Source organism: Actinomadura mexicana (assembly GCF_900188105.1).
In the GTDB taxonomy this organism is placed as follows: domain Bacteria; phylum Actinomycetota; class Actinomycetes; order Streptosporangiales; family Streptosporangiaceae; genus Spirillospora; species Spirillospora mexicana.
In genome coordinates, this window is the sequence record NZ_FZNP01000001.1 from 899825 (window position 1) to 924047 (window position 24223).

26 protein-coding genes are annotated in these 24223 nt (G+C 71.6%); 11 read left to right on the top strand and 15 right to left on the bottom strand.

What is annotated here, in order from left to right; translation table 11 throughout:
• Window positions 1-214 precede the first annotated feature (214 nt).
• A complete protein-coding gene (locus tag CHC11_RS42380; RefSeq protein ID WP_245918691.1) occupies window positions 215-2695 on the top strand; it encodes a D-alanyl-D-alanine carboxypeptidase family protein in 2481 nt (826 codons plus the stop codon).
• On the opposite strand, the gene CHC11_RS04010 is transcribed toward CHC11_RS42380, so the two are convergent.
• The 5 genes from CHC11_RS04010 to CHC11_RS04030 form a co-directional block, all read right to left on the bottom strand.
• Window positions 2692-4116, bottom strand: coding sequence for a pyridoxal phosphate-dependent decarboxylase family protein (locus CHC11_RS04010; protein ID WP_089310149.1), 1425 nt, complete (start codon window positions 4114-4116; stop codon window positions 2692-2694). The two genes, CHC11_RS42380 and CHC11_RS04010, sit on opposite strands and share 4 nt — an antisense overlap.
• Window positions 4106-5446 carry an MFS transporter gene (locus CHC11_RS04015; RefSeq protein ID WP_089310150.1) on the bottom strand — a complete coding sequence of 447 codons (1341 nt, stop codon included), beginning with the start codon at window positions 5444-5446 and terminating at the stop codon, window positions 4106-4108. The genes CHC11_RS04010 and CHC11_RS04015 overlap by 11 nt, the downstream gene beginning before the upstream one ends.
• Entirely contained in the window at window positions 5443-6051 is a 609-nt protein-coding gene (locus CHC11_RS04020; protein WP_089310151.1) for a TetR/AcrR family transcriptional regulator, read from the bottom strand. Before CHC11_RS04020 ends, CHC11_RS04015 begins: the two co-directional genes overlap by 4 nt.
• A 32-nt stretch (window positions 6052-6083) precedes the next feature.
• Entirely contained in the window at window positions 6084-7310 is a 1227-nt protein-coding gene (locus CHC11_RS04025) for a PucR family transcriptional regulator (protein WP_245918692.1), read from the bottom strand.
• Between the two features lie 214 nt (window positions 7311-7524).
• Window positions 7525-8205: a TetR/AcrR family transcriptional regulator gene (locus CHC11_RS04030; protein ID WP_245918693.1), complete on the bottom strand. Its 681-nt coding sequence runs from the start codon at window positions 8203-8205 to the stop codon at window positions 7525-7527.
• A gap of 149 nt (window positions 8206-8354) precedes the next feature.
• Here CHC11_RS04030 and CHC11_RS40050 point away from each other — a divergent pair, with 149 nt between their 5' ends.
• Window positions 8355-8630: a hypothetical protein gene (locus CHC11_RS40050; protein WP_143226904.1), complete on the top strand. Its 276-nt coding sequence runs from the start codon at window positions 8355-8357 to the stop codon at window positions 8628-8630.
• Here CHC11_RS40050 and CHC11_RS04035 read toward each other — a convergent pair.
• From CHC11_RS04035 to CHC11_RS04065, 7 genes are all read right to left on the bottom strand, one after another.
• Window positions 8615-9895, bottom strand: coding sequence for a CE1 family esterase (locus CHC11_RS04035; protein ID WP_143226905.1), 1281 nt, complete (start codon window positions 9893-9895; stop codon window positions 8615-8617). The two genes, CHC11_RS40050 and CHC11_RS04035, sit on opposite strands and share 16 nt — an antisense overlap.
• Before the next feature lie 299 nt (window positions 9896-10194).
• Entirely contained in the window at window positions 10195-10815 is a 621-nt protein-coding gene (locus tag CHC11_RS04040) for a GyrI-like domain-containing protein (RefSeq protein WP_089310155.1), read from the bottom strand.
• A complete protein-coding gene (locus tag CHC11_RS04045; protein ID WP_089310156.1) occupies window positions 10802-11392 on the bottom strand; it encodes a PadR family transcriptional regulator in 591 nt (196 codons plus the stop codon). The genes CHC11_RS04040 and CHC11_RS04045 overlap by 14 nt, the downstream gene beginning before the upstream one ends.
• A gap of 286 nt (window positions 11393-11678) precedes the next feature.
• Complete coding sequence (locus CHC11_RS04050; protein ID WP_089310322.1) at window positions 11679-13058, bottom strand: Fic family protein; 1380 nt, start codon at window positions 13056-13058, stop codon at window positions 11679-11681.
• A gap of 86 nt (window positions 13059-13144) precedes the next feature.
• Window positions 13145-13801: a hypothetical protein gene (locus CHC11_RS04055; RefSeq protein WP_143226906.1), complete on the bottom strand. Its 657-nt coding sequence runs from the start codon at window positions 13799-13801 to the stop codon at window positions 13145-13147.
• Between the two features lie 60 nt (window positions 13802-13861).
• Window positions 13862-14047: a DUF397 domain-containing protein gene (locus CHC11_RS04060; RefSeq protein WP_089310158.1), complete on the bottom strand. Its 186-nt coding sequence runs from the start codon at window positions 14045-14047 to the stop codon at window positions 13862-13864.
• Complete coding sequence (locus CHC11_RS04065) at window positions 14038-14832, bottom strand: helix-turn-helix domain-containing protein (RefSeq protein ID WP_179278661.1); 795 nt, start codon at window positions 14830-14832, stop codon at window positions 14038-14040. Before CHC11_RS04065 ends, CHC11_RS04060 begins: the two co-directional genes overlap by 10 nt.
• Window positions 14833-15047: 215 nt before the next feature.
• Between CHC11_RS04065 and CHC11_RS04070 the strand changes: the two genes are divergently transcribed.
• Together CHC11_RS04070 and CHC11_RS04075 are read left to right on the top strand one after the other, a co-directional pair.
• Window positions 15048-15446 (top strand): ATP-binding protein, encoded by a 399-nt coding sequence (locus CHC11_RS04070; RefSeq protein WP_143226908.1) that lies wholly within the window; start codon window positions 15048-15050, stop codon window positions 15444-15446.
• The gene (locus CHC11_RS04075; protein WP_089310161.1) at window positions 15425-15802 is read left to right on the top strand and encodes a hypothetical protein; all 378 of its coding nucleotides are present in this window, start codon (window positions 15425-15427) and stop codon (window positions 15800-15802) included. Before CHC11_RS04070 ends, CHC11_RS04075 begins: the two co-directional genes overlap by 22 nt.
• Window positions 15803-15923: 121 nt before the next feature.
• Here the strand turns inward: CHC11_RS04075 and CHC11_RS04080 are convergent, their stop codons facing one another.
• A complete protein-coding gene (locus CHC11_RS04080) occupies window positions 15924-16358 on the bottom strand; it encodes a MerR family transcriptional regulator (RefSeq protein ID WP_089310162.1) in 435 nt (144 codons plus the stop codon).
• Window positions 16359-16446: 88 nt separating this feature from the next.
• Here CHC11_RS04080 and CHC11_RS04085 point away from each other — a divergent pair, with 88 nt between their 5' ends.
• Both CHC11_RS04085 and CHC11_RS04090 read left to right on the top strand, forming a co-directional pair.
• Entirely contained in the window at window positions 16447-17139 is a 693-nt protein-coding gene (locus tag CHC11_RS04085) for an SDR family NAD(P)-dependent oxidoreductase (protein WP_089310163.1), read from the top strand.
• On the top strand, window positions 17136-17543 hold the full coding sequence (locus tag CHC11_RS04090) for a YybH family protein (RefSeq protein WP_179278662.1): 408 nt from the start codon (window positions 17136-17138) through the stop codon (window positions 17541-17543). The genes CHC11_RS04085 and CHC11_RS04090 overlap by 4 nt, the downstream gene beginning before the upstream one ends.
• 89 nt (window positions 17544-17632) lie before the next feature.
• On the opposite strand, the gene CHC11_RS04095 is transcribed toward CHC11_RS04090, so the two are convergent.
• Complete coding sequence (locus CHC11_RS04095) at window positions 17633-18019, bottom strand: winged helix-turn-helix transcriptional regulator (protein ID WP_089310165.1); 387 nt, start codon at window positions 18017-18019, stop codon at window positions 17633-17635.
• 100 nt (window positions 18020-18119) lie between these two features.
• On the opposite strand from CHC11_RS04095, the gene CHC11_RS04100 reads away from it, so the two are divergent.
• Entirely contained in the window at window positions 18120-18743 is a 624-nt protein-coding gene (locus CHC11_RS04100; protein ID WP_089310166.1) for an NAD(P)-dependent oxidoreductase, read from the top strand.
• Between the two features lie 156 nt (window positions 18744-18899).
• Window positions 18900-19583, top strand: a complete 684-nt coding sequence (locus CHC11_RS04105; RefSeq protein ID WP_089310167.1) for an HNH endonuclease family protein — start codon at window positions 18900-18902, stop codon at window positions 19581-19583.
• A 69-nt stretch (window positions 19584-19652) separates the two neighbouring features.
• Here the strand turns inward: CHC11_RS04105 and galE are convergent, their stop codons facing one another.
• The gene (galE, locus tag CHC11_RS04110; RefSeq protein ID WP_089310168.1) at window positions 19653-20657 is read right to left on the bottom strand and encodes a UDP-glucose 4-epimerase GalE; all 1005 of its coding nucleotides are present in this window, start codon (window positions 20655-20657) and stop codon (window positions 19653-19655) included.
• Window positions 20658-20920: 263 nt separating this feature from the next.
• Here galE and CHC11_RS04115 point away from each other — a divergent pair, with 263 nt between their 5' ends.
• The 3 genes from CHC11_RS04115 (at window position 20921) to CHC11_RS04125 (ending at window position 24187) form a co-directional block, all read left to right on the top strand.
• Window positions 20921-21574, top strand: a complete 654-nt coding sequence (locus tag CHC11_RS04115; protein WP_089310169.1) for a response regulator — start codon at window positions 20921-20923, stop codon at window positions 21572-21574.
• A gap of 110 nt (window positions 21575-21684) precedes the next feature.
• Window positions 21685-23037 carry a YveK family protein gene (locus CHC11_RS04120; protein WP_089310170.1) on the top strand — a complete coding sequence of 451 codons (1353 nt, stop codon included), beginning with the start codon at window positions 21685-21687 and terminating at the stop codon, window positions 23035-23037.
• A gap of 4 nt (window positions 23038-23041) precedes the next feature.
• Window positions 23042-24187 carry a DegT/DnrJ/EryC1/StrS family aminotransferase gene (locus CHC11_RS04125; protein ID WP_089310171.1) on the top strand — a complete coding sequence of 382 codons (1146 nt, stop codon included), beginning with the start codon at window positions 23042-23044 and terminating at the stop codon, window positions 24185-24187.
• Window positions 24188-24223: the final 36 nt, after the last annotated feature.

Sequence of the window (24223 nt, forward strand, 5' to 3'; positions counted from 1 at the left end):
GCGGCCACCATGGCATGCGCACCGGGCCTTCCCGTGCGGGGACGTTGTCAGCGATGTATCTCCGCAACCCGCGCTCCAGGTTCATGGCGACACGGCGCGCGCCGATACGGATCCCGGCGAACCTTCCCGATAAAATGCGCATCCTCTATGTGCACGGGGTTGTCGGCAGGACCGCTCCGCCGCCTGTCGGGGAACGAGCAGAGGGGGTCTGCACGTGGGCGACGACGCCGAGCTTGACGCGGAACCGGCGCGCAACAGAACCGCCGAGTTCCGCGTGCCGGTGAAGGTCAACCTGACCCGTCCGGACATCGCCGTCCGCCGTCCCGCCGAGCGGCGGGACGAGCCCGGCGACGAGACCGACGAGGGCGCGGACGAGGCTGCCGGCGAGGTCGATGAGGCTGCCGGCGAGGTCGGCGAGGTCGCGGACGAGGCCGGCGACGAGGCCGGCGACGAGGCGTCCGAGAAGCCGGCGGGCAGCACCTGGTACGTCCAGTTCACGCCTCCTCCCCCGGACGAGGAGCCCGAGCACGAGGCGCCCTCCGCCACCGCTGCTCCGCCCCCGGAGACCAAGCCTTGGCGCCCGACGTCCCCGTCCGTCCAGGACGAGGAGCCCGCCCAGGAGGACGGCACCGCCTCCCCAGCGGAGGAGTCCCCGGCCGAAGAGCGCCCCGAGGACGACCCCACCCAGACCACCGCGCCCCAGCAGGACCGCGCGGCCCCCGCCACGCAGCCGGAACCGCAGGAGCGCACCGACGACGCCCGCGAGGCGCGCAGCACCCCGGCACGGCGCCATGCCGCGCCCCCGAAGCCCGACGACGACCCGCCCCCGGCCGCAACCCCCCGAACCAGCGGCCGCCACGCGGTACGGCCCGCAACCGGACACCCCCAGGGCGCCCCCGAGCCGGCGACAGAGCAGAGAACACCGGGCGATGTTCCTGAAACCCGTGCCGGCGCGGCTCCGGCCGCCCCGCCACGACGCCACGCGGCCCCCCCTGACACCGAACGGCCCCAGGGCGCGGCCCCGCACACCGCCCCCGCGCCGCCGCAACACCAGCAACGCCCCGGCGACGTCCGCGAAACGCGCGGCAACCGGGCGCGACCCGGCCCGCCCGACAGCGAGCGTCCCCAAGGCGCGCCCGCGCCTGCGGCACGGCAAACCACACCCCGCAACGTCCGGGAGGCCCGTGCCGGCGCGGCGCCGTCCGCCCCAGCGCGGCAGGTGGCACCCCCCGAGACGGGACGCCCCCAGGGCGCGGCCGCACCGGCCATGTGGCCGGAAGCACCCCGAAGCGCGCCCTCGTCCGCCGGCCCCACGCGGGTCGAGCGGTTGCCGGATCTGTCGGCGCAGGACGGGCCCTGGGAGGCGTCGCTCCCGGCTCCGGCGGCGCGGACGTCCGGGCAGTGGAGCGTGCCCTGGGACGGGGCGGCCCCACCTGCCCCACCGGCCCCACCGGCCCAACCGGCCCCGGCGACGCCTCCGGCCGCGCCCGCCGTGGCGGAGAAGCGGAAGGGCGGGCGGCGCTGGCTCGTCGTCGTCGCGGCCATGCTGGTCCTCGTGGCCGGGGTCGTCGCCGGGCAGCTGCTGCGGCCGCCGCCCGACCCGACGGTGCGGCTGACCATCGCGTCCAGCCACACCTTCCCCGGGCAGGCGCCGGTGCTGCCGTGGCCCGCGGTGGGCCAGGCGGTGCTCTACGTGGACGGGCTCGGGACGATGGGCTCGGCGGGCGGGGCCGTGCCGACCCCCACGGCGAGCGTCGCCAAGGTGATGACCGCCTACGTGTACCTGAGCGATAACCCGCTGAGGTCCGGCGAGGCGGGGCCGGTACTGACGGTGTCGCCGCAGGCGGCGGCGCAGATCCCGGCGCGCAAGCGGCGCGGCGAGTCGCTGCTCGGCGTCACGGCGAACCAGCGGCTGACCCAGCGCAAGGCGCTGGAGTCCCTGCTCATCATCTCCGCGAACGACGTGGCGCACGAGCTGGCGCGCTGGGACTCCGGGAGCGACCAGGCGTTCGTGGCGAAGATGAACGCCGCGGCGAAGCGGCTGGGCATGACCGGCACGCGCTACACCGACCCGAGCGGCTACCACTCCGGCACCGTCAGCACGGCCGCCGACCAGGTGAAACTGCTGCGGGCGGCCATGCGGATCCCGGCGTTCACCGAGATCGTGAACAACCGGATGTACGTGCCGGACGGAGGCGGCTCCCCGCGGCAGGGCGGCAACTTCATCCTCGGGCGCAACGGCGTGGTCGGCGGCAAGACCGGATACACGGACGCGGCGGGCGGGAACTTCGTGTTCGCCGCGCACCGGAACGTCGGCGGCACGCAGACCCTGATCGTGGGCGCGGTGATGGGGCAGCGCTCCCCCAGCGCGGCGGACGCGGTCAACACGGCGGAGGGCATCCTCGTCGCGGCCGAGCAGGCCATGGTCGCGGTGCCGCTGGCGCGCCCCGGGCAGACGGTCGCCTGGATCGACGACGGGCTCGGCGGCCGGAAGGCGCTGACCGCCACGTCGCCGGTGAACGTCGTCGGCTGGCCCGGCCTCACCGTGCCCGTCGACTATGACGGCGACCCGCCCGCCGAGCCCGAGCGCGGCACGAAGGCCGGTGTCGTGGACGCGGGCGCCGCGCGGGTGCCGGTGGAGGTCGGCACGGGACGGTCCCCGTCCATCGTCAAACGGCTGACGCGCCGCGGCTAGGCGTACAGGGCCGACAGGAAGCGGATCAGCAGGGCCTCGCGGGTGGCGGGCGGCAGGGCGTCCAGGATGGCGTTGACCATGGCCATCTCGAGCTCCGCGCCGCCGGCGAGGTCGACGCCGACGGACGCGAGCAGCCCCGCGAAGCCGGCGTCGTCGAGGCTGTCGAGGTCCAGGTCGGCGAGCGCGTCCACCAGGCCGGACGGGACGTCCGGCGGCCCGGCGGCGCGGGCGGCCTTCACCGCGTCGGCGAGCGCCGCCAGGAGGGCGTCGACGTCGCTGACGCCGGTGAGCGTGAAGTGCAGGTTCCGCGGGATTCCCTGGTAGGACAGCTGCGGCTGGAAGAACCAGCCCCGGGCGCGGGCCTCGTCGGCGACGACGAACACGTCCAGCGCCGGGTCGGTCGAGGCGACGGCGACGAGCGGGGCGGCGGGCTCGCCGAGCACCCGCAGGCCCGGGATCCGCGCGACGCCCGCGACCAGCCGCTCGGCCGCCGTCATCGCGGACTCGGCGAGGTCGCGGTAGCCCCGGGCGCCGACCGCCATGAGGGTCGCCCACGCCGCGCCCAGCGGCCCGGCGCTCTTGCTGCTCTGCACGCCCGCGTTGATGACGGTGTACCCGGGCCATTCCGCGGACGCGAAGTAGGCGCGGCGGCGGAGCGACTCGTCCGCGAACAGCACGACCGATGCCCCCTTGGGCGAGTAGCCGTACTTGTGCAGGTCGCAGGAGAGGGACGTGACGCCGGGCACGGACAGGTCGAACGGCGGGACGTCCCGTCCGGCGTCGCGCAGCCAGGGCAGCACCCAGCCGCCGACGCAGGCGTCCACGTGGCACGGCACCCCGGCGGACGCGGCGATGGAGGCGATCTCCGGGACCGGGTCCATGACGCCCTGCGGGTAGGACGGCGCCGAGGCGACGACCAGCACCGTGCGGGGGGTCAGCGCGGCGGCGGTCGCGGCCGGGTCGGCGCGGAACGCGTCGTCGACCGCAACGTGCACGATCTCAAGGCCGAGGTAGTGCGCGGCCTTGTGGAACGCGGGGTGCGCGGTCGCGGGCAGGACGATCTGCGGCGTGCCCTCGACCGGACGGGCGTCCCGCGCCGCCTTCACCGCCAGCATGATCGACTCGGTGCCGCCGCTGGTGAAGATGCCGGTCCCGCCGCCCAGCTTGCCCGCGACGCACCCGACGATCTGACGTTCGAGCGCGACGATGCTCGGGAACGCCGTCGGGTCGAGGCAGTTGACCTCCAGCATCTCCTGGTAGGCGGTGGCGGCGAGTTCGTGGACGGCCTCCCGCCCGGTGTCGTAGACGTAGGCGGTGACCTGCCCGCCGCGCACGGGCAGGTCGGCGTTCCGCAGCCGGGCGAGTTCGGCGAGCAGGTCGGCGCCGGGGCGGCCGGCTTCGGGAAGGCGGTCAGACGGCATGTTCCGGTGTTCCCTCGATCGTGCGGTGGACGGCGGCCCGCCGGCGGTAGGCCAGCAGGAGGGGGACGCTGAGCAGCAGCAGCGCGGCCGGGACGAGCGTGAACCCGGCGGTCAGCCCGGTGAGGGCCGACTCCGGCTGGACGACGGGGGTGTCCAGGTCGGAGGACTGGAACGACGAGACGGCCAGGATCAGCGCGAAGACGCCGGGGCCGAGGGCGAGCGCGCCCGTCTCCGCCGCCGTCCACAGCCCGGTGAAGGCGCCGGACTGCGCGTGCCCCGTCCGCCCGGCGTCGGCGTGGACGGTCTCGGGCATCAGCGACAGCGGGAGCAGCTGCACGGCCGCGTAGCAGACGCCGACCAGGGCGCTGAGGGCCAGGACCCCGGCGGTGGAGGTGATGAGCGGGTAGGCGGCGACGCCGGTCGCGGCGAACACCACCAGCGCCGCCGCGTAGCAGCCGACCTCCCCGTACCGGCGCGCCAGCCACCGCCACAGCGGGACGGCGAACGCGCTCGGCGCGACCATGCAGACGAACATCACCGAGGTGAGGCCGTAGTCGTCCAGCCGGTACGTCGCGACGTACGGCGCCCCGGCCAGCATGATCGCGACGGCGAGGGTGTTCCCGACGTGCGCGCCGAGCAGCAGGAAGAACGGCCGGTTGCCGCGCGCGGTGCGCAGTGCGGCGGCCAGCCCGAGCGGGTGCGGCCCCGGGCGGGAGGGGATCCAGCGGGTCGCCAGCGTGCTCGCCACCATGGCCGCGCCCATGACGAGCCCGATCACGCCGCCCATCAGGGCGTATCCCGCGCGCCCGCCGCCGGCGGCGCCGGTCAGGACGGGCGCGAGCCCGCCCGCGACCAGGATGCCGACCGTCAGGCAGACGACCCGCCACGCCATCGCGCGGCCGCGCTCGGACGGCTCGCCGGAGATCTCCGCGGGCAGCGCCACGTACGGCACCTGGAAACACGCGAACGCGCTCGCGGCCAGCAGGAACATGATCCCGGCCCAGCCGGCCGCGAGCCCCGGGGAGTCGGCCGGGACGGCGAACATCCCGGCGAACAGGACCGGCAGGGTCAGCGCGCCCAGCGTCAGCAGGCGGGTGCGGCGGCCCGTCCGGACGGCCTCGCGGTCGCTGGCGGCGCCGACGATCGGGTTGAGCAGCACGTCCCATGCCTTGGGGACCACGAGGACGGCCCCGGCGATCGCGGCGGACACGCCGAGGACGTCGGTGAGGTAGTACAGGAGCAGCAGCCCGGGGACGGCGGAGAACACGCCGGTGCCGATCGAGCCGACGCCGTAGCCGAGGAGCCGCCGCCGGGGCAGCGCAGCGGTCATCCGGGGCTGCCGGCGGGCGGGCTGATCGCCGCGGCGACCGTCCGGCGCAGGTGGGCGCGGAACCGGGCGACCGCCTGCGGGTCGTCCAGTCTCCGGCGTTTCCCCTGCTGGTCGAGGACGCCGCCGGAGCCGAACCCGTGCGTGCACCAGACGACCGTCCACACGAGGAAGTCGAGGTCGACCTCGTCGCTCACGACCCCGCGGGCGGCCTCGCTGACCAGCTCCATCAGCGGCCGGACGTACTCGTCCTCCAGATGCGCGACGTCGGCGGCGTCCGACAGCCACCGGTGCATCCACAGCGCCGGGATCTCGGGCCGCTCCATGCAGAACTCGACGTAACGGTCGACGAGGGTGAGCAGGCCCTGCTCGTCCAACGTGATCTCGGCGAGGGCCTCCTCCAGCACCTGCCGCTCGGCCCGGTGGGCGCGCTCCATGACGGCGAGGTAGAGGTCGCGCTTGCCGCCGACGTGGTAGGCCACCGTGGCGATGTTGAGCCCGGCGGCCTCGGCGATCATCCGGGTGGACGTCCCGTCGTAGCCGAGGGCGGCGAACAGCCGGGTGGCGGCCTCGATGATCCGGTCACGCCCGGTATCGCTGCTGCTCATCCGCTCACGCTAGGCGCTCGGACCGCGCCCGGTCAATCGCTTGATTGAGCGGCCGCGGCGGGGGGCTCGGTGAGCCGGACGGTCAGCACCATCTCCATCTCCAGCCGCAGCTCCGGCTCGTACATCCGCTCGCCGAAGAGCTCCTCCAGCTGGTGCAGCCGGTACCGGACGGTCTGCGGGTGGACGTGCAGCCGGTTCGCGACCTCGGTGGCGTTGAACCCGTTCTGCAGGCAGGCCAGCAGCGTCCGCATGAGCCTTTCGCGGTGCCGGGGCCGGACCTCCTTCAGCGGCGCGAGCCGCAGTTCGGCGACGGCGCGGACCAGCTCCTCGTCCTTGAAGACGACGAGCGCCGGCATGTGCTCGGCGCAGCGGATCAGCCGGTCGGACGGCAGGACGCCGCGGCGCGCGAGCGGCAGCGCCTCCCGGGCCCAGCGCAGCGACCTGGCCGCGTCCTCGGTGCGGACGGTCGGGCCGAGCGCGGCGACCCAGTCGCGCAGCGCCGACTCCAGCATCCGGCCGCGCCCGGGGCCCTCCGGGTCGGGCACGAGGAGGCAGGGTTCGCGGCGGTTGACGTCCGCGAGCACGTCGGGCGGCAGGGACGGGTGCGAGAAGGGCTGCCGCCCCCGCTCGTACAGGACGGCGGCGGCGACCGTGCGCGGGACGCGCCACTGGGCGAGGCGGGCCAGGTCGGCGACGGCCTGCGGGGCGGCGGGCGGCTCGGCGAGCAGCAGATCGAGCAGCCTGCGGCGGCGGTGCTCCAGTTCGCCGGCCTCCTGCTCACGGGCCTTGGTGTACCCCTCGGTGGCGGCGCGGGCGATCTCGTCCAGGAACGCGAAGATCGCCTCGGCGATGCCGGCGAGGGTGCGGCGGGAGATGTCGTACCGCTCGGACTCGGCGGCGAGCCGGCGCCAGGCGACGCGGGCGCCGAGCCGCAGCGAGGTCTGCAGGATGTCCAGGTTGCGGCCCTCGCGCGCCTCCGCCCAGCCGATCTCCCGGTAGACGGCGGCGACCGGCTCCCAGGAGCTCTCCGGGTCCATGATGAGGTCGACGAACTGCCGCAGCGCGCCCTCGACGGCCAGCCGGACGAGCCGCGCGTACTCCTCGTCCTGCGGGCGGGAGTACTCGGGGATCCCGGCGAGGATCTCCTCGATCATCTCCTCGGCGAGGGCGTCCAGGTGGGGCCGGAACACGGTGGACAGCTCGCGGGGGACGCCGGCCCAGGGTTTCAGCGGCGAGCGCTGCTCAAGGCTCGTGGTCACCGTTCGCACCTCCCGCTCCGGAAGCTACCGACGACCGGGCGGGCGGGCTGCAAGACGCAACACGCATTGCGCTGCGTCACTTGTAAGCCGACTGACAAAAGGCGCCACACCCGCAGGGGCGCCCGCGGAACGGGCGTCCCGCATCGCCGCCGGACTTCACGCGCGGCGGGGGCTCGGGGCTGCGAACACGGCCGCGGCGCCGAGGCGAGGTAGATCAGCCCGGTCGCGTACCCGGTGGTTGGGGCGTGGGGGCGGCGAACGCGCCGGCGAGCACCAGCCGCCCGGCGGTGCGGACCATCGCGGCGACCTCCTCGGCCGGCTGGCGCAGCGACGCCAGGCTGATCAGCGCGGCGAGCAGGATGTGCCCGAGGACGATCTCGACGTCGTCCCGCTCGGGCACCGGGTCGCCGATCGCCGTCGAGAGCCGGTCGCGCAGGAACAGGAACAGCACCGTGCGGGCGTCGTCGACGCTGGAGTCGTCCGAGGTCACGGCCTGGATGATCGCCGACGTCAGGGTCGGCTCCGCCGCCGCGACGAACACGATGCGCTCCAGCAGGGCGGTGAGCCGCTCCTGCGGCGTGTCGCCGACGGCGAGCGCGTCGACGTCGTCGGTGACGCGGTGCGCCCACGTCGCCGCGACTTCGGTGAGCAGGTGGTCCTTGGTGGCGAAGTACCGGTAGACGGTCGCGCGGGCGACCCCGGCGCGGTCGGCCACGTCGTGCATGGTGACGGCCGGGTACCCGCCCTCCAGCGCGAGCTCGCGAGCCGAGTCGATCAGGCGCTCGCGCCGCGCCTGCTGGTCCTTGCTCAGCGTCCGCGTGACGGTGAACCGCGCCTCGCCGCTCAAATCGCCCTGCCCTTCCGCATGGCCCGCCTCGCCGTGACCGTTCCCCATTCTTCCGTACATCGCCCCCTAACGCGTTAATCACCGGCGTATGCCCCTTTACCGACGGCGCGTCCGGGTTCACGATAGACCTACCGCTTGCTTGGGTGAGACGCTGGTCTCGACTCACGTCTCCCTCTCCTGTCCCGAGGAGCGAGCCCGTGGCCATCGACCTTCTCGACGGCGAGATGTACGCCACCGACCCGTCCGACCCGTCGATGATCGGGCAGGACGATCCCGAGCACGCGCACCGGCGCCGCATGGTCTACCAGAGCTTCACCCCGCGCGGCGTCTCCCGCTACGCCGACCGGCGCGCCGCTCGGCCGCCTGTGCAGCGAGCCGGAAAGGCTGCTCGGGGTCGTGCGGGCGCAGCAGCAGGACGCCGTCGCCGTCCAGGCCGGGACAGTGGATCCGGCGGGGGTCAGGGGAGGCGGTAGCGGGAGACGAAGTCCCAGATCACGGCGTTGGCGTCGATGTCGTAGGTGGTGCCGCCGAGGAACGGGCCGAGGAACGGCGTCCCGCCGGGCCAGTTATGCCCGCCGCCCTTGATCTGGTAAAGCGTGACGGGGCCGTCCGCCGGGCAGTCGGGGTGGTCATGGCGGACGACGGTGGTGTTGTCGCCGGGCGCGGTGTCGGGCAGGTTCGTCGGAACGGCCCTGGTGCCGCACCCGTTGTTGCGCATCCAGAAGTCGAGCGCGGGCTGGACCGTCGTGTAGGGGACGAGGGGGTCGCCGTCCCCGTGGATCAGGACGATCGGGACATGGCGTCCGGGATGGCAGGCGCCGGGATCGTTGAGCTGGCCGGACACCGGCACATAAGCGGCGAACCGATCGTTGTCGCAGGCCATCTTGCTGGTGAAGAAGCCGCCGTTGCTCATGCCGGACGCGTACAGGCGCCTGGGGTCGGCGTTGAACCGCTCGACCAGGATGTCCTGCAGCCGTCCGACGAACCCGGGATCGTCGACGTCCGGGCTCGGCGTCCCCACCTGGACGCCCTGCCAGCCCTTGCCGTAGTGCTCAGGGGTGATCATGATGAAGCCGCGGGTCTGCGCGTAGTCGGCCATGCGGCCGAAGAACTCGGCGGCGCCCGGCGTCTCGAACAGCCCGGGGAAATGGAACAGCACCGGACGCGGCGTACCGTCGTAGTCGTCGGGCAGCCGGAGGACGGCGTTCCTGGCCTGCCCGGCGTGGGTGATGCGGATGGCGTGGTCGCCCGGATCGGGACGGCGGTCCTCGACCGTGAACGAGACCCGCCGGCCGGACGCCGCGCCGCCGCGCCGGACGGTCCCGCTCCCCTCCCACTTCACCGTGGCCTGACCGGGAACCGCGACCTGGCCGCCGACGTTCGCGGACACCTCCACACCCGCGCCGGGATCCTTGAGGGTGAACGTCCCCTTCATCCCGAAGCCTTCGCGAACGATGTCGAAGGAAACGGTCGCGGTACCGCCTTCGGCGCCCGGAAGCGTCCCCGTCCCCTGGATCTTGTTGGTCTCGTAGGACGCGACATTGTCCAGGACGGCGATGGCCCCCGAGGACAGCTCCCCCGTCAGGGAGTAGGCCGGCGACCCGGCCGCGGTGACGGTCACACGATCTGCGGCGGGTGAGGCGGCGTGGGCCGTTCCCGCGGAGACGGCGCTCAACGCCGTCCCCGCCAGCAGCGCGGCACCGAAGCCGCGCCGCATCCGAGCGAGCTGGGAGTCCACAGCGGTCCCTCCTGTGAATCGCCGACAGGCCCGTCAAAGGCGAAGTCGCGCCACAGTAAGTCCCGCCCGCATCAACGACCACTCACCAACCGAACACACTTGCCCGCCTTTTTTGACACCCCCCGACAACTAATTTTCATACCTCCAGGTAGGCCCCCTCACGGGCGCAGCGATCAGCCGCCTCGGGGCCCCACCCGCCGCCACCGGACACCCGGGCAGGGCCCGACCACGGACTCTGCGGCTCCGGGTGAGTTGGTTTCGGAAACGTGCAGTGACCGCGATTCGTCGGTGCTACTCCATCAGGTCGCCGTCTGGACGGGTTGCCGGAGGACGGTCTTCAATTTGGCGGGCTCGGTCCGGCGGTGGTCGCCGAGGTAGATCTCGTGATGGTGCCCGGACATTCGCAGGTTGTTCGCGGCGAGGTACTCGTGATGGAGCCTGGCGAGTACGGGCCCCTCATCGTCGTAGGGTCCGACGTGCAGGAGCTGGGCGCTGGTGCCCTCCTTCAGGGTCTCGTGGCGGACCTCGGCGATCGAGGGGAGGCCCTTCTTCGCCAGCGCGGCCTGTTTGGCCTCGTCGACGAGGTCGGCGGTGATCCAGTCGGGCTGGCTGATGAGCATGCGCCACTGCCAGGCGTCCTTGACCCGGGTGATGAACACCTCCGGGCGGTCGGACCACCACAGCCCTTCGAGCGGCCCGACGACGAAGTCCCGGCCGAGGGCGGACTTGCTGGTGAACTTGATCGTGTAGGCGACGGCGTAGAGCGCCTCGACGGCGCGGGCGTAGTCGGCGCTGGTGTTGGGGTCGCCGGAACCGTCGACGGCGATGAACTGCTGCGCGGGCACGTCGACCAGAGCCCAGTCGGTGTTCTTCGGGGCGTAGCACTGCTTGAGTTCTCGTTTGATGTCATAGCGGGTCATTGCCGTCTGCCTTTCTGGCCGGGGGGCTTGGTGGAGAGTGGTCCTCGGCTTCGGCCGCCCGGTAGTCGGCCAGCCACTGCTGTTCGGCCGCCAACTGACCCAGCGCGTAGTCGAAGGTGGCGCGGACGAAACCGGGCACGTCAGGTTGCGCGTCGCGGGCCGCCCTGACGGCGGCCGCCTTCTCCGCCAGGGCCGCGGCCCGCCGGTCGAGCGCGGCCCGCAGGCGCTCGGGCGCGATGACCGGCTGGTTGGCCAGACCGACCAGCAGGGGCGGGAACACCGGCCGCAGTTCGGCCACCGCGGCCTCGGCCGCCCGTGCGCACGCTCGACGCCCCTCGGGCGTCGGCCCGTATACCCGGCGGGCCTTTCCCGGGCCGGCTCGCGGCACGTCGATCTCGGTGATCAGCCCACGGTCGCGGAGCCGGGTCAGCAGGTAGTAGATCGAACTGAAGCCGATCTCGGTCCACTCGCGCATGCCGCGGGCGCTGATGACCTCGTCCAGCTCGTAGCCATGCCTCGGCTTCTCCACGAGCAGGCCGAGCAACGTCAGCTCAGCGGGTGTCAGGTCGGCGGCCACCGTTATATCCTAGCGCTAGAACAAAGGTCCATGTGCGATGACCGCACCTGCGTCCCCGCTCAGGCGGCCTTACGGGGCGGACGGCCCCGGCGCTCGTCGCGGATGCGGGCGCGTTCGCGACGTCGGGCGGTCAGGACGCCGGCGTGGTGGGGAGTTGGCGCTGCGTCGGCGCAGGTGAGCATGACTCGCCCCGCTGACCGAGACCGGTCCGCTTCGACTGGCCCGCTGCGTTGTCGATGACGGGCGGCCGCTGCTGGAGTGGACCGGCGGCCTGTCGTTGAACCGTCTATTCCCGATACCCCTGAGAGGAAAGTCTGCGTCGGGTCAACGAGAGGCTGATGTTGATGCTCCGGGTGAGGATCAGCGGCTCTCGGGGGTCGTCGGCCTGGAAGCTCACGCGCCGAAGCAGGCTGACGTCGTCGAGCGCGACGCCCTCACGGGCGAGGATGAAGATGAGGGCGAGGAACGCCGCGCGGGCGTTGCCGTCGTCGAACGGGTGAAAGAAGCAGATGTCGAGATAGGCCCGGGCCGCGCGAGCGGTCAAGGAGAGTGGACGCTCACTGTCGTGCGCGCTCTCCGCGAGGCAGGCATCAAGGCGGCTGCGTGTGTCAGGACCGATGCCGTAGCGTTCGCGGCCCCCTTTGGCGAAGGCGGGCGAGCTGCGAAACGGGGGTGGTCGGGACGTGCCGAGGACGTGTTGCTGCCAGCCCTGGAGCCGCTCGAAGGTGAGGGGGGCACCGCGCGTCGCGTCCGTCCGGACCAACTCCAGGGCGGCGAGCATGCCTTCGGCACGGGCGGGTTCTATGGCGCCGTCGAAGGCGAGGATGTCTTCCACCGCTCCGTCATGGGACGGGGTCACCGGGTCGTCCCCACCGCCGTCCGAGGCGTCTTGCCAGGGCACGGCACCACGTGCCGCAAGCCAGCGCTCCAGGTGGTCCAAGGCAGGCCCGCAGGAGTCGGGCTCGACGGGATCCCCTGGTAGGGACAGGGCGAGCTGTTCGGCGATGTCGCCGACCAGCACTGTTCCTGGGCTGGTCCAGCTGTGGAATCGCCCACCGATCGCTTCGGCGACCAGAGCCTGTGCGACGTCGGCCGCCACATGCCAGCGTTGGAGGAACCAGTTGAGTACCTGTTCGCAGTGCCCGTACCAGCCGCTGCCGTGGCCCGTGCGGTCAACGACCTGCCAGATCAGTTTCCGGACGGCCATCTCCCACAGGATCCGCTGGTCGGCGACAGCGGTCGACCGCAACGGGTAGGCCTCGAACCAGTCGGCGAGACTCTCCAGCCACGCGCGCCACTCGCACAGCGCCGCGACGACATGGGCGAGCGTCTCCTCCGGTGTGGTGATCGAGTGCCGCGGGCAGCACCAGCCACCGACTGGACCGCCGTCGAAGTCACCCTCATCGTGGGCCCAGCGCCAGCCCACGGCCCAACGACCGAAACGCTCAGAGAGGGCGTGTGACATGGCGTCCGCCCAGAGCTTGCCGTTGCCGTGGTCGCGGACCCTCATCGCCGGGGTGGCGAAGGAGACCTCGGGACGGCGACATGCACACCGAGCCGGCCCGAGCGAGTCCACCGCCTGCGCTGCCGACGAGCGGTCGAACGGATGACGAGAGGGGTCAACCTCGTCCCAGCTCAGCGAGCGAGGGGACAGATCAACGATCACCACGTGAGCTTGCCACGCCCACCCGGCACCTCGGCAAGGGGATATGCGTCCCCAACCTCATGGGACAGAACAGCTAGCCAGACGCCTCAGCGCCTCTTCCGCGCGCGCCGCTCCTCTTCCACGGCGTCGAAGAACCAGTCGGGGAGCACTCCTTCAGCACGCAGAATCCTCCGCTCGTCCGGCCTCAGCCGTTCGGCCACGACATCGACCGGAACGGCGAACCGCTTGAGCCGCCCACTGGACGCCTCCCGGCCGACCTCCCGGGCATAGCCGGTGGACCCACCGGGAATGTGCCGGTGCATCGGCCCGAGAGGGACCGCTCCGCCGAGAATCCGCAATGGCACCGCCCACCATGGGTTCGCCCGGCGGCGCAACTCCGGCACCGCGGCCTCCCACGCGAGTCTTGAATCCTGCACCGGCCTGTTCGGCACCCAGTCCTTGGCACGAGCGATACCCACGGAACACACACCTTTCCTGATCCGGGCACACACTAACGCCGCGTGCACATCCCACACAGCGCCATACGCCACAAACCGGTGACCGCAGCCGCGCTCGGGACGCCTGGCCTCCCGGGCGCTCCAGCGGCAGGACGTAGAAATCTTCAGGGCTCTGCGAAGCACCAGAAACTCACCACGGCCGACGATGCACTTGAGGGCTCTCGGGCCCTTGCTGTCGGGTATCGCCGCAGCCCTCGCAATGCCAGCGATCTCGACGCAGTTATCTACCAACTCGTTCTCCGCCACGTCCAGCAAATCCCTCCAAGCCGTTTCCTTGGCAGATTCTCCTTTCACTGGAGGCCATACTTACAACTTTTTGAGTACCTCAGCGAGACCCCGAAAGTCGTTACGACTTACCGAAATCTGGGGGCCGCCAGGATCTTTACTGTCACGAATTGCAACGATTCCGGAGAACTCGGCCAGCTCTATACAGTTTGAACCGTCTTCCTTGCTGCGCGACGCCTTGCGCCATACAACTTCAGTCACATCCATCTCTCATCAATCACCTTTCTGATCAGCGCTCGCGAATCTCTCACATTCAGCGCCTCTCCCTGCAACACGACAAACGTCTCAATCACCAATGCCACATGCCTTGGGCTTGTCGTGGTCTCACCCCCGTAGGCGTTGTCCGTGTACACAACCTGACGCTGGTCGGGCAGGGTAGCGATGACGAAGGGCGCCCATACGTTTCGTATGTAGCGAATCGGGGCTATCTGGAGAGTAATCTTGTCCCTACAGGAGAGCTCGATGAGATATTCCAGCTGCTCTCTCATCGTCTCCTTCCCGCCCACCTCACGATAGAGGACAGTCTCGTCCATTACCACCGAGAGTGCCGGGCCAGGATTCTGACTTAGAATATCCTGCCGCCTCATCCTGCTCCTCACGGCATCTTCATCACCCAAAAGTGCGCGTGCATACGCCTCCCGCTGGAACAGTCCGTAAACTAACCGCTCCTCAAAGGCGCGGAGCATGATAGCCGTTTGCTCAGCCTTCGGAAAGTTGGCGAAAAACTCGGGATACTTGTCTGACTTGATCGATTCTAGTAGCTCATCCCACGTGTCGACGAGAGCCGTTCCGGACTTGAGCGCCCGGTCGAGCCGGAGTGCGAACTCCCGTCGACAGCGCGTACGACCAGACTCGACCTGCGCTATGTAACTACGCGTCACGTTGACCAGGTCGGCAAGGACCTGTTGATTGAGGCCCGCCGCCTTCCGGAGGCGCCTGACCTCTGCACCAAAGCTCAAGAACTCAGGCTTGACTTTGTTGTACATCGTCATGACGTCCTCCCGGGAGGTCACAGGTGGGGCTGTCATCACTAGTGTTAGTGCGTGTTGGTCTTTTGTTAGCAGTCATTCACTACACAGACATCGTAGAGCGCTTCATGGCCTGATTGTGTTCGTTCCAACACACAGGGTGATAGCGGCAGGTTCTCCCGGTTTGACGTGATGCCTCCGTCGAGATCAGCCGCCGTCCAGGCTGGAGGGGTTCACCGATGCCAGCGGTCATGCTCGCGCCAGAGGCGCCGCCGCTCGTTCTGGAACCGTCTGACGAGGCTCCCGCGAAAGCGCGGCGCTACCTCACCGACCGGTTCCGCGAACTCGGGCACGCCGACGACTTCGTCGGCCGGCTCGTGGTCACCGAGTTGGTGACCAACAGCTACCGGCACGTCGGTGTCGGGCACATCGTCGTGCGCGTCCTCCCGGACGTCCGCGAACCGCTCACCGTGATCGAGGTGTGGGACGAGAGCAGCGCCCTCCCCGTCGTCCAGGGCGAGTCCGACGACGCGGAGGGCGGGCGCGGGTTGTTGCTGCTGTCCGAGCTCGTCCACGACTGGGGCGTCCGGCCGCTCAACGAGGAGGGGAAGGTCGTATGGGCTCGCTGCGCTCGCTGATCGTCCAGGCGGGAGGGCGCCTGCTCTGGTGGCGGACCCGGCTGGGACGCGCGACGGCGATCCTGTATCTGGAGCTGCTCGCCGCTGCGATCGAGTCCAGGGGCTACCGCTGCGTCAAGCACTACCAGGCCGATGACCTCCCTACCTGGGTGCCGCTTCTACTGGTCCTCGCGTTCAGCCCGGACGACCACGTCCGTCTGACAGTGAGCGTCCATGCCATGCCCGGTCGGACCTGGGCCTATTACGAAGCCGAGCGCGGCGGGCGCGGCTACCTCTCCCCCTGCGGTGACACCGAACGCGCCGCCGACCAGGTGGACGCACTCCTCAAGCACCGCATGTTCCCCTCCACCTGGTAACAGCGCTCGTCACCAGCAGAACCACGATGACTCTTACTTCCGCCTCTATAAAGAGCCATCGCGGCCTATACCGGAAGATCAAGTCAGGCGGTTAGTTGCTTCGGTCGTCGGCGGCCGCCGTTCAGTCGCGGTCCGGTTCCGGGGCGCCCGGGGTTTGGTGGGCGGCCGGGCCGGCGACGCCGACGGGCAGGGCGTCGGATGGGCGCAGGGCGGCGGTGAGCAGGGTGTCGAGCAGCTGCTGGGACGTTTGGAGCCGACTGATCGCCTCGGAGATGCGGTGGTGCTCACGGCGCAGGTTGCCGACCATCTCCGGGCAGGTCGACGGCATGAGCCGCTCACCGTCGTCGCGGACGCAGTGCAGCACCCGGGCGATGACGGCGGTGGGCAGGCCGGCGTCCAGCAGGACGCGGATGTGGCGTACCGCGGCGACGTCCGAATCGGAGTACTCGCGGTAGCCGTTGGCCAGCCGTAGCGGCCGGAGCAGTCCCTGCTCCTCGTAGTAGCGCAGCAACCGCCGGCTGACCCCTGTCGCGGCGGCGAGGTCACCGATCCTCATGCGGCCTCCTGCTCCGGGTTTGACCTTCACACCGATGTGACACCTTAACGTCCTGCCTGATCAAGCTCGTAAGGGGAAGGAGCCCGCCATGCCGGGAGCAGTGGTCATCGGAGCCGGTCCGGGAATCGGCCGTTCGGTCGCGCGCCGCTTCGCCCGAGAGGGCCTGCCGACAGGCCTCATCGCACGGACCGCCGCGACGGTCGCCGACGCGGCCGAAGCGGTGTCCGCCTTCGGCGCGCCGGTCATCGCGCTGACCGCCGACGTCGCCGACGAGACGGCGCTGCGCGCCGCTCTCGACGCCGCGACCGACGAGTTCGGCCTCCCGGACGTCGTGGTCTACAACGCGGCGATCGTCCAGCCGGACACGCCCGGACAGCTGTCCCAGCGCGCTCATATGGACGCCTGGGCGGTCAACGTGGTCGGAGCGCTCACCGCCGCCGCCCACGTCGGACCCCAGATGGCGCGGCGCGGGAGCGGTTCGTTCATCATCACCGGCGGGATGCCCGAGCCGAAGCGGCAGTATGTCAGCCTCTCGCTCGGCAAGGCGGGCGTGCGAACACTGGTGGCTCTGCTCGACCAGGAGTACGGGACTTCCGGTGTCCACGTGGCCAGCGTCACCGTCGACGGTCCCGTCGCTCCGGGCACGGCCTTCGACCCGGACGACATCGCCGAACACTACTGGCGGTTGCACTCCCAGCCGCGGGACGCATGGCAGCAGGAAGTCCTTCACAGCGGCCTCGCCGAGGACGCGGTGCCGGACGCCGACGGCGATCAGGGTTGACCGGCATCACGGGAGCAGGGCTCCCAGACGCGGGCACGGAAGACGCCGCCTACGGCGTCATCGCCGAGTTGCTGGGCCGCTGGCAGCGGGCCTTCGACGACCACCGGACGGCTGACCTCGTCTCGCTGTTCACTGAGGACGCCCTGTTCCAGGGCATCAGCCCGCGGCTGCTGGTCGGCCCGGCCGGGATCTTCGGTTACTACGACGACGTCGCCGAGGGCGCGAGGGCGGCGAGCGTGGAGGTACTGCGGGCGAACCCGCTGTGCGACGGAATCGTGGGCGGGTTCGCGGACGTGACCTTCACCTCCCGCACGGGCGAGAACACCCCCATCCGCCTTTCCGTTGTCGCTCAGCGTTGTGAGGGGACCTGGCGGATCCGCCAGTACCACGCAGCGGCGCGCTGAAGGTGATCAGTCGCGGCGGCGGGGTGACGAGAGGAGGAGCGGGCTCGAACCGTGGCCGATCCGGCCGGGCGGCTTCATGCCGTGCCGGGTCATCCGGCGCGGTCGAGGTGGGGGGCGTCGGGGTGTGATTCGCGGGCGTCGAGGAGTTCGTCCCAGTGCTCCTCCGCCCAGGCGCAGGCGGACGCCATCGGTACGAGCATGCTGCGGCCCAGCGGGGTCAGTTCGTACTCCACGCGCGGGGTTGCCTCGGCGTAGACGGTGCGCTTGACCAGACCGTCGCGTTCGAGGGACCTCAGCGACTGGGTGAGGACCTTGGGGGTGACGCGGCTGAGCGGCACGCGCAACTCGGAGTACCGGCGAGGCCCATGCTCCAGGCAGCGGATGATGAGCCCGGCCCACTTGTCACCGAACCGGATCGGGTTGAGCGAGGACGGGCAGAGCTCGTCGAACATGTCGGCGGGCAGGGGTTCCCTCATGGCCTCACGATAGCCGGTATCCCGGCGGTAACCACGGCCCCCGATAGCGTCCGCGCAGTGGTCGGGCAGAGGGGTTCCGGCCCTGGTGAAAGGGGTCCTCATGAACATCGTGGTCTTCGGTGCGGGTGGACGGGCCGGGCGGCAGGCCGTCGCCGAGGCACGCCGGCGCGGCCACCGGGTCACCGCCGTGGTGCGCGACCCCGCGGGTCACGGCGACCTGACCGACGCGCGGGTCGTGGCGGGCGACGTCACGGACGCGGTGAGCGTCGAGCAGGCGGCCGCCGGGCAGGACGCCGCCGTCAGCGCCGCCGTGGACCTGACGGTGGCACCGCACGACTTCTTCACCGCGTCGTCTCGTGCCCTGGGCACCGGCCTGGCGAAGGCGGGGGTGCGCCGCCTGGTGGTGGTCGGCCTCGCGTCGATCATGCCCGGGGCGTCCGGTGCCCCGCTGATGGACGAGCCCGGCTACCCCAACGAGTACCGCTCCTTCTACCTCGGCCACGCGGCGGGCCTGGACAAGCTCGGAACCTGCGACCTCGACTGGGCGTACGTGGCTCCCGCGGGTGACTTCGACCATGACGGCACGCGCACCGGCCGGTACCGGGTCGCCGACCATGGCGACCCGGCCAGCCGGATCACGTATGCGGACTTCGCGATCGCGCTTCTCGACGAGATCGAGGCGCCGCGCCACCACCGCACCGCTGTCAGCGTCCGGGAGGCGTGACGCCCGAGGTCCCCGAGCTTCCCGCGGTGGGGTGGGCGGGATCCTTTTGCCGGGATGGGAATGATCTTCACCCTGGCATCGCCGGCGGTTGACATGAAGATCGTCACGCTGAGGTGATCACCGATCTTCGGTGGTCACCGATCGTGGGAGAGCTCCATGCGCCGCTGGCCGGCTACCGCCATCTGCACGTTCATCGCCACCCTGCCCGTGTCGGCCGGCTTCCTGGTCGCGCCCGCCGCCGCGCACACCCCGCACCCGGACCGGCAGACGCGGCAGCGGGCGGTGCGGCTGGTCCCGCCGCCCCCGCCGGACGTGGCCGCCGCGCGCGTCCACCTCGCCGAGCTCACCACCGCGCCGGAGGGGTCCATGGAGGGGTACTCCCGCGAGCGGTTCCCCCACTGGGCCACGGTGGAGGGCGCCTGCGACACCCGCGAGGCGGTCCTCAAGCGCGACGGCCAGGACGTGGTGACCGATGCCGCCTGCCGGGCCACCTCCGGCCGGTGGGAAAGCCCCTATGACGGGGGAGTGTGGACTGATCGCCAGGACGTCGACATCGATCACATGGTCCCCCTTGCGCAGGCCTGGCGTTCCGGGGCCAACGAGTGGACGACCGCGCGGCGCCGCCAGTTCGCCAACGATATGGAGAGCAGCCAGCTGTGGGCCGTCACCGACAACGTCAACCAGGCCAAGGCCGACAAGGACCCCGCCCTCTGGAAGCCGCCCCTGACCTCCTTCTACTGCACCTACGCCAGGAGCTGGGTCGACGTGAAGTGGCGGTACGGCCTGCGCGCGGACGCGGCGGAGAAGGACGCGCTGACCGACATGCTCGCCACCTGCTGACACCCGGCGGCGGCCCGTCCGGTCCCCCTGCGGAAGGGGTGAGGTGACCGGACGGGCCGCCGCGGCGGGTCAGGCGACGTCCGAGTTCCCTCGGCGGCCGGCCCACTGGAGGGAGTGCCGGATGGCGTCCTCGACGGTGTACTCGGGCTTCCAGGCGAGCAGGTCCCATGCCTTGGCCGGGTCCACGTAGGCGCCGACGACGTCGCCGGGGCGGGCGGGGGCGTCCTCGGCCCGGAAGGAGTCGCCGACGACCTCGCGGAAGGCGGCGACGAGCTCGCGGACGGTGGTGCCGTCGCCGGTGCCGAGGTTGATCACCTCGTAGCGGGCGTGGTCGCCGGCCGGCGGGATGACCGCGTCGAAGCGGGCGGCGGCCGCGTGGAAGGCGCGGGCGATGTCCCACACGTGGATGTAGTCGCGGATCGCGGTGCCGTCGCGGGTGTCCCAGTCCACCCCGGTGATCTTGAAGGGGACGCCCAGCGAGTAGCACTCGATCATCTTGCCGAGGGCGTGGGTGGGCTTGCTGTTCTGCAGGCCGGTGCGCAGCCGCGGGTCGGCGCCGATCGGGTTGAGGTACCGCAGCGAGATGACGCGCAGCCCGTAGGCCCTGCAGAAGTCCTGCAGAAGCAGCTCCGCCATCATCTTCGAGCGGGTGTAGGGATTCTGCGGTTCGAGTTCGGACGTCTCGGTCACCGACAGGTCGGCCTCCGGACGGTACATCCCCGCGGTGGAAGCGAAGATCATCCGATCGCGGCCGTTGCGGACGAGGTGGCCGGCGAGGTCGAGGGTCTTGGACAGGTTGACCCGGTAGTAGCGCAGCGGGTCCGTCATCGAGTCGGGCACCACGATCAGCGCGGCGCAGTGCACGGTCACGGCGATGTCGGGGTGGTCGCGGAAGATCTCGTCGACCAGGTCCCCGTCCCCGATGTCGCCCTGGTAGAAGACCTTGCCGTCGGCGAACTCCCGCCGTCCGGTGATGAGGCTGTCGAGCACCACGGGGGTGGCCCCGCGCTCGGCGAAGGCGGAGGCGATCGTGCTGCCGATGAAGCCGGCTCCCCCTGTGATCAGCACTTTCATGTGGCATCCCTGCAGGCCAGTGCGTCCCCTGAAGTTCCAGCCACAGGATGAGCAGGCCGCCGCGGACGGTCAATGTCTCGCGGCCCCGCTGACCGGGTCCGGACGCGCGTGAACCGGCCGGGCCCGGCCGCGTCCGCGCACGAGCCTCCCCCGGAGCCGTCGTCCCGCGCGGCCGCGAATCGGGCTCCCGGCAATGGGACGGCCGAAACGAAGTACAGCGTTTGCAGGATCCGCCGGGGTCGCGCAGCGGTCATCGTCGGTGCATGGAACCGATCCGTGTCCTCATCGTGGACGATCACGCGCTGTTCGCCGAGGCCCTCGCGGCCCGGCTGGGGCGCGAACCCGATCTGGTGATCCTCCCGATCGCCGCCGACGTGCGGCGCGCGCTGGCGCTGACCGCCGCCGAGCGCCCGCGGGTGCTCGTCCTCGATCTGACGCTGGACACGGAGAGCGGGCTGGACGTCCTGGAGCGGGTCCGCAAGCGCCACCCCCACGTCCGGGTCGTCATGCTGACCGCGATGAGCGACGTCGACGCGATGGTGCGGGCGGTCCGGACCGGCGCCGTGGGCTGGGTGGAGAAGACCGAGAGCGCCGATCTCGTCGCCCGGGTGATCCGGTCCGCCGCCCGGCAGGGCGGCTGGATCCCCCCGGACGTGCTCGGCGAGGTGCTGCGGAGGCTGACGGAGGGCGGCGGCGGCGGACGGATCGCCGAGCTGACGCCGCGGGAGCGCGAGGTCCTGCAGTGCATGGTGGACGGCCTCGGCCGCGCGGAGATCGCCGAGCGGCTGGGCCTGTCGGCGAACACCGTCCGCACCCACACGCAGAACCTGCTGGCCAAGCTCGACCTGCACTCCGCTCTGGAGGCGATCACCCTCGCGATGCGCGCCGGCATGCGGCCCGCCTCGGACGACTACTGAGCAAGGGGGCGCGCTCTGGTGCAAACGACGTAGAGCGGGGTCGTCTTTTTGGTGATTCCTCCGGCGAGGCGGCTTCCTACGCTCGCCATGACGGAGCCGGAGGGGGGATCGTGGAGATCGACGAAGTCGCCGCGCGGGTGGTCCGGAGCTACTGGGCGCTCCTGCTGGTCATGACGCTTCTCCCCCTGGTGCTGGTGGGCCTGGCCATGAGCGGGCGGGAGCCGCCCCACACGGCCGGGACGCGGTTGCAGGCGAGCAGCCGGGCGACCGACGCGGCCCCCGGGGACGCGGGCGTGTCCATCGTGGTCAGCCAGGTGAAGGCGTTCGCGACCAGCGAGAACCTGCTGCGCGGGGTCCTGCGGCAGCAGCGTCTCGACCGGTCGACGGTGAAGACGGCGAAGGCGATCGGGGTGACCGGGCTCGGGACGTCCACCGTGGTCGAGCTGACGGTGAAGGACCGCGACCCCGGCGTGGCGCGGCGGCTGGCCGACGCGATCGGCGCCGCCGTCATCAAGGAGATCAACGAGTCCAACCAGGGCTCGATCCGCCAGCAGATGGACGACATCGACAAGCGCGTCCGGGGTCTGGAGAAGCGTCTCGGCCCGCTGTCGCGGCGGGCGGGCGCGCAGCCGAATCCCGACATCGGCGCCGCCAACGAGCGCGAGCGGGTGCAGGCGGAGCTCACCGACCTGCGGTCGAACCGGTCGGATCTGCAGACGCAGCTGTCGTCGGCGGGGACGGCGTCGGTGGTGCAGCCGGCGGTGCTCGCGCCGCGCACCAATCCGGTCGTGATGACGGCGGCCATCGCGGGCCTGGTCGGGCTGGTCGGCGGGATCCTGATCGCGGTGCTGACGGAGACGGCGCGTCCCACGATCCCGGGGCAGCGGCGGGTCGCGCGGCGGCTCGGGGTGCCGCTGCTCGGCTGGGTCGACCGGGGGCCGGCGCAGCTCGCCGACCTCGGGCGGCGCGTCCAGCTCGCCGTGAAGAAGGAGGGGGTCGGACGGGTCGCACTGGTCGGTGCGCCCGGCCCGCTGCCGGCCGACGTGGTGTCGTCGGTCGCGTCCGCCGTGTACGGGGACGGCACGAAGGTCGTCACGGCCCGCCCCGGAGACGACGACCCGGACGGCGACGGCGACGGCGGCAAGGGCGGGGCGCCGCCGGCCGGCGGCGGGTCCGGCAACAGCAAGGGCGGCACGTCGGTGGTCCGCGCGGGCACCGCCGTGATGACGAAGAAGTCCGAGATATCGCCTTCGGAGATCGGCCCGGCGGTCCCGGCGCGCCGGCTCTGCCACGTGCACGCGTTCGAGGAGATCGATCCGGGTTCGGACGACGAGGTCGGCGTGGTCGTGGTGGTCGGGCCGGTGACGAAGGCCGCGGGCCTGGAGACCGTCCGCGACCTGGTCGCCGCGTCCGGCTGGCCGCTGCTCGGCGTCGTCGCCGCGTCCCGGAAGATCAAGGGGTGACCAGATGAGTTCGTCCGTTCCGTTCACGGTCCCGTCGGTGGCCGGCGAGGTGGCCGACGCCGTCGTCAAGGTGCTCGACTCGGGCTGGATCACGACGGGGCCGCAGACGGCCGCGTTCGAGCAGGAGTTCGCCGACCATCTGGGCGCCGCGCACGTCGTCGCGGTCTCCTCGTGCACGGCCGCGCTGGAGCTGTGCCTGCGCGCGCTGGACCTCCCGCCGGGTTCGGCGGTGCTGACGCCGAGCCTGACGTTCTGCGGTGCGGTCAACGCGATCCTGCACGCGGGGCACCGGCCGGTGCTGGTCGACATCGACGAGGACACGCTGGTCCCGAGCCCCGGGACGGTCGCGGCGGCGGCCGGCCGCGCCGTCCCCGCGGCGATGATCGTGCAGAACCAGGGCGGCTACCCGGTGGACGTCGCGGCGCTCGCCGAGGCGGCGGGCCTGGACCGGACGAAGGTCGTCGAGGACGCGGCGCACGGCCCCGGCGCCGGGCGCGGCGGCCGGCCGGTCGGGTCGGAGTCGTTCGCGGCGTGCTTCTCCTTCTACGCCACCAAGAACATGCCGATCGGCGAGGGCGGCGCGGTCGCGTCCAGCGACCGGGAGTTCGCCGACCGGGTCCGCGGGATGCGGATGCACGGGATGAGCAAGGACTCGTGGAAGCGGTACCTGCCCGGCGGCAGCTGGCGGTACGACGTGAAGACGGTCGGGCTGAAGGCGAACATGACCGACGTCCAGGCGGCGATCGGGCGGGCGCAGCTCGCGGCCCTGCCGGGCTGGCAGCGGGACCGCGCCGAGATCGCGGCCCGCTACGACGCCGCGCTCGCGGGCCTGCCCGGCCTCGTCCTGCCCCAGCGCGCCCTGGACGGCGTCCAGCACGCCTGGCACCTCTACCAGGTCCGGGTGCGCGACCGGGACGCGATCAGCGCCGAGCTGGAGGCGGCGGGCGTCGCGACGTCCGTGCACTTCATCCCGGCGAACCAGATGACGGCCTACCAGCGGATCCTGGGCGCCGAGGAGTGCGCCCGGGTGCCGGTGACCGACCGGGTCGGCGAGGAGCTGCTGTCGCTGCCGCTGTATCCGGGGCTGACGGCCGACGGCGTCGAGCGCGTCGTCACCGCGCTCTCCGCGGCGCTGCGGAGCCGGAGCTGACCGTGCGAGGACTCCTGCCGCGACGGCGCGGGGCGC

Excerpts from the sequence above, each read along its gene's own strand:
- CHC11_RS04010 (WP_089310149.1), bottom strand. The coding sequence starts at position 4,116 with ATGCCGTCTGACCGCCTTCCCGAAGCCGGCCGCCCCGGCGCCGACCTG.
- CHC11_RS04015 (WP_089310150.1), bottom strand. The coding sequence starts at position 5,446 with ATGACCGCTGCGCTGCCCCGGCGGCGGCTCCTCGGCTACGGCGTCGGC.
- CHC11_RS04020 (WP_089310151.1), bottom strand. The coding sequence starts at position 6,051 with ATGAGCAGCAGCGATACCGGGCGTGACCGGATCATCGAGGCCGCCACC.
- CHC11_RS04030 (WP_245918693.1), bottom strand. The coding sequence starts at position 8,205 with ATGGGGAACGGTCACGGCGAGGCGGGCCATGCGGAAGGGCAGGGCGAT.
- CHC11_RS04040 (WP_089310155.1), bottom strand. The coding sequence starts at position 10,815 with ATGACCCGCTATGACATCAAACGAGAACTCAAGCAGTGCTACGCCCCG.
- CHC11_RS04060 (WP_089310158.1), bottom strand. The coding sequence starts at position 14,047 with ATGGATGTGACTGAAGTTGTATGGCGCAAGGCGTCGCGCAGCAAGGAA.
- CHC11_RS04065 (WP_179278661.1), bottom strand. The coding sequence starts at position 14,832 with ATGACGATGTACAACAAAGTCAAGCCTGAGTTCTTGAGCTTTGGTGCA.
- CHC11_RS04070 (WP_143226908.1), top strand. The coding sequence starts at position 15,048 with ATGCCAGCGGTCATGCTCGCGCCAGAGGCGCCGCCGCTCGTTCTGGAA.
- CHC11_RS04075 (WP_089310161.1), top strand. The coding sequence starts at position 15,425 with ATGGGCTCGCTGCGCTCGCTGATCGTCCAGGCGGGAGGGCGCCTGCTC.
- CHC11_RS04080 (WP_089310162.1), bottom strand. The coding sequence starts at position 16,358 with ATGAGGATCGGTGACCTCGCCGCCGCGACAGGGGTCAGCCGGCGGTTG.
- CHC11_RS04085 (WP_089310163.1), top strand. The coding sequence starts at position 16,447 with ATGCCGGGAGCAGTGGTCATCGGAGCCGGTCCGGGAATCGGCCGTTCG.
- CHC11_RS04095 (WP_089310165.1), bottom strand. The coding sequence starts at position 18,019 with ATGAGGGAACCCCTGCCCGCCGACATGTTCGACGAGCTCTGCCCGTCC.
- CHC11_RS04100 (WP_089310166.1), top strand. The coding sequence starts at position 18,120 with ATGAACATCGTGGTCTTCGGTGCGGGTGGACGGGCCGGGCGGCAGGCC.
- CHC11_RS04105 (WP_089310167.1), top strand. The coding sequence starts at position 18,900 with ATGCGCCGCTGGCCGGCTACCGCCATCTGCACGTTCATCGCCACCCTG.
- galE (WP_089310168.1), bottom strand. The coding sequence starts at position 20,657 with ATGAAAGTGCTGATCACAGGGGGAGCCGGCTTCATCGGCAGCACGATC.
- CHC11_RS04115 (WP_089310169.1), top strand. The coding sequence starts at position 20,921 with ATGGAACCGATCCGTGTCCTCATCGTGGACGATCACGCGCTGTTCGCC.
- CHC11_RS04125 (WP_089310171.1), top strand. The coding sequence starts at position 23,042 with ATGAGTTCGTCCGTTCCGTTCACGGTCCCGTCGGTGGCCGGCGAGGTG.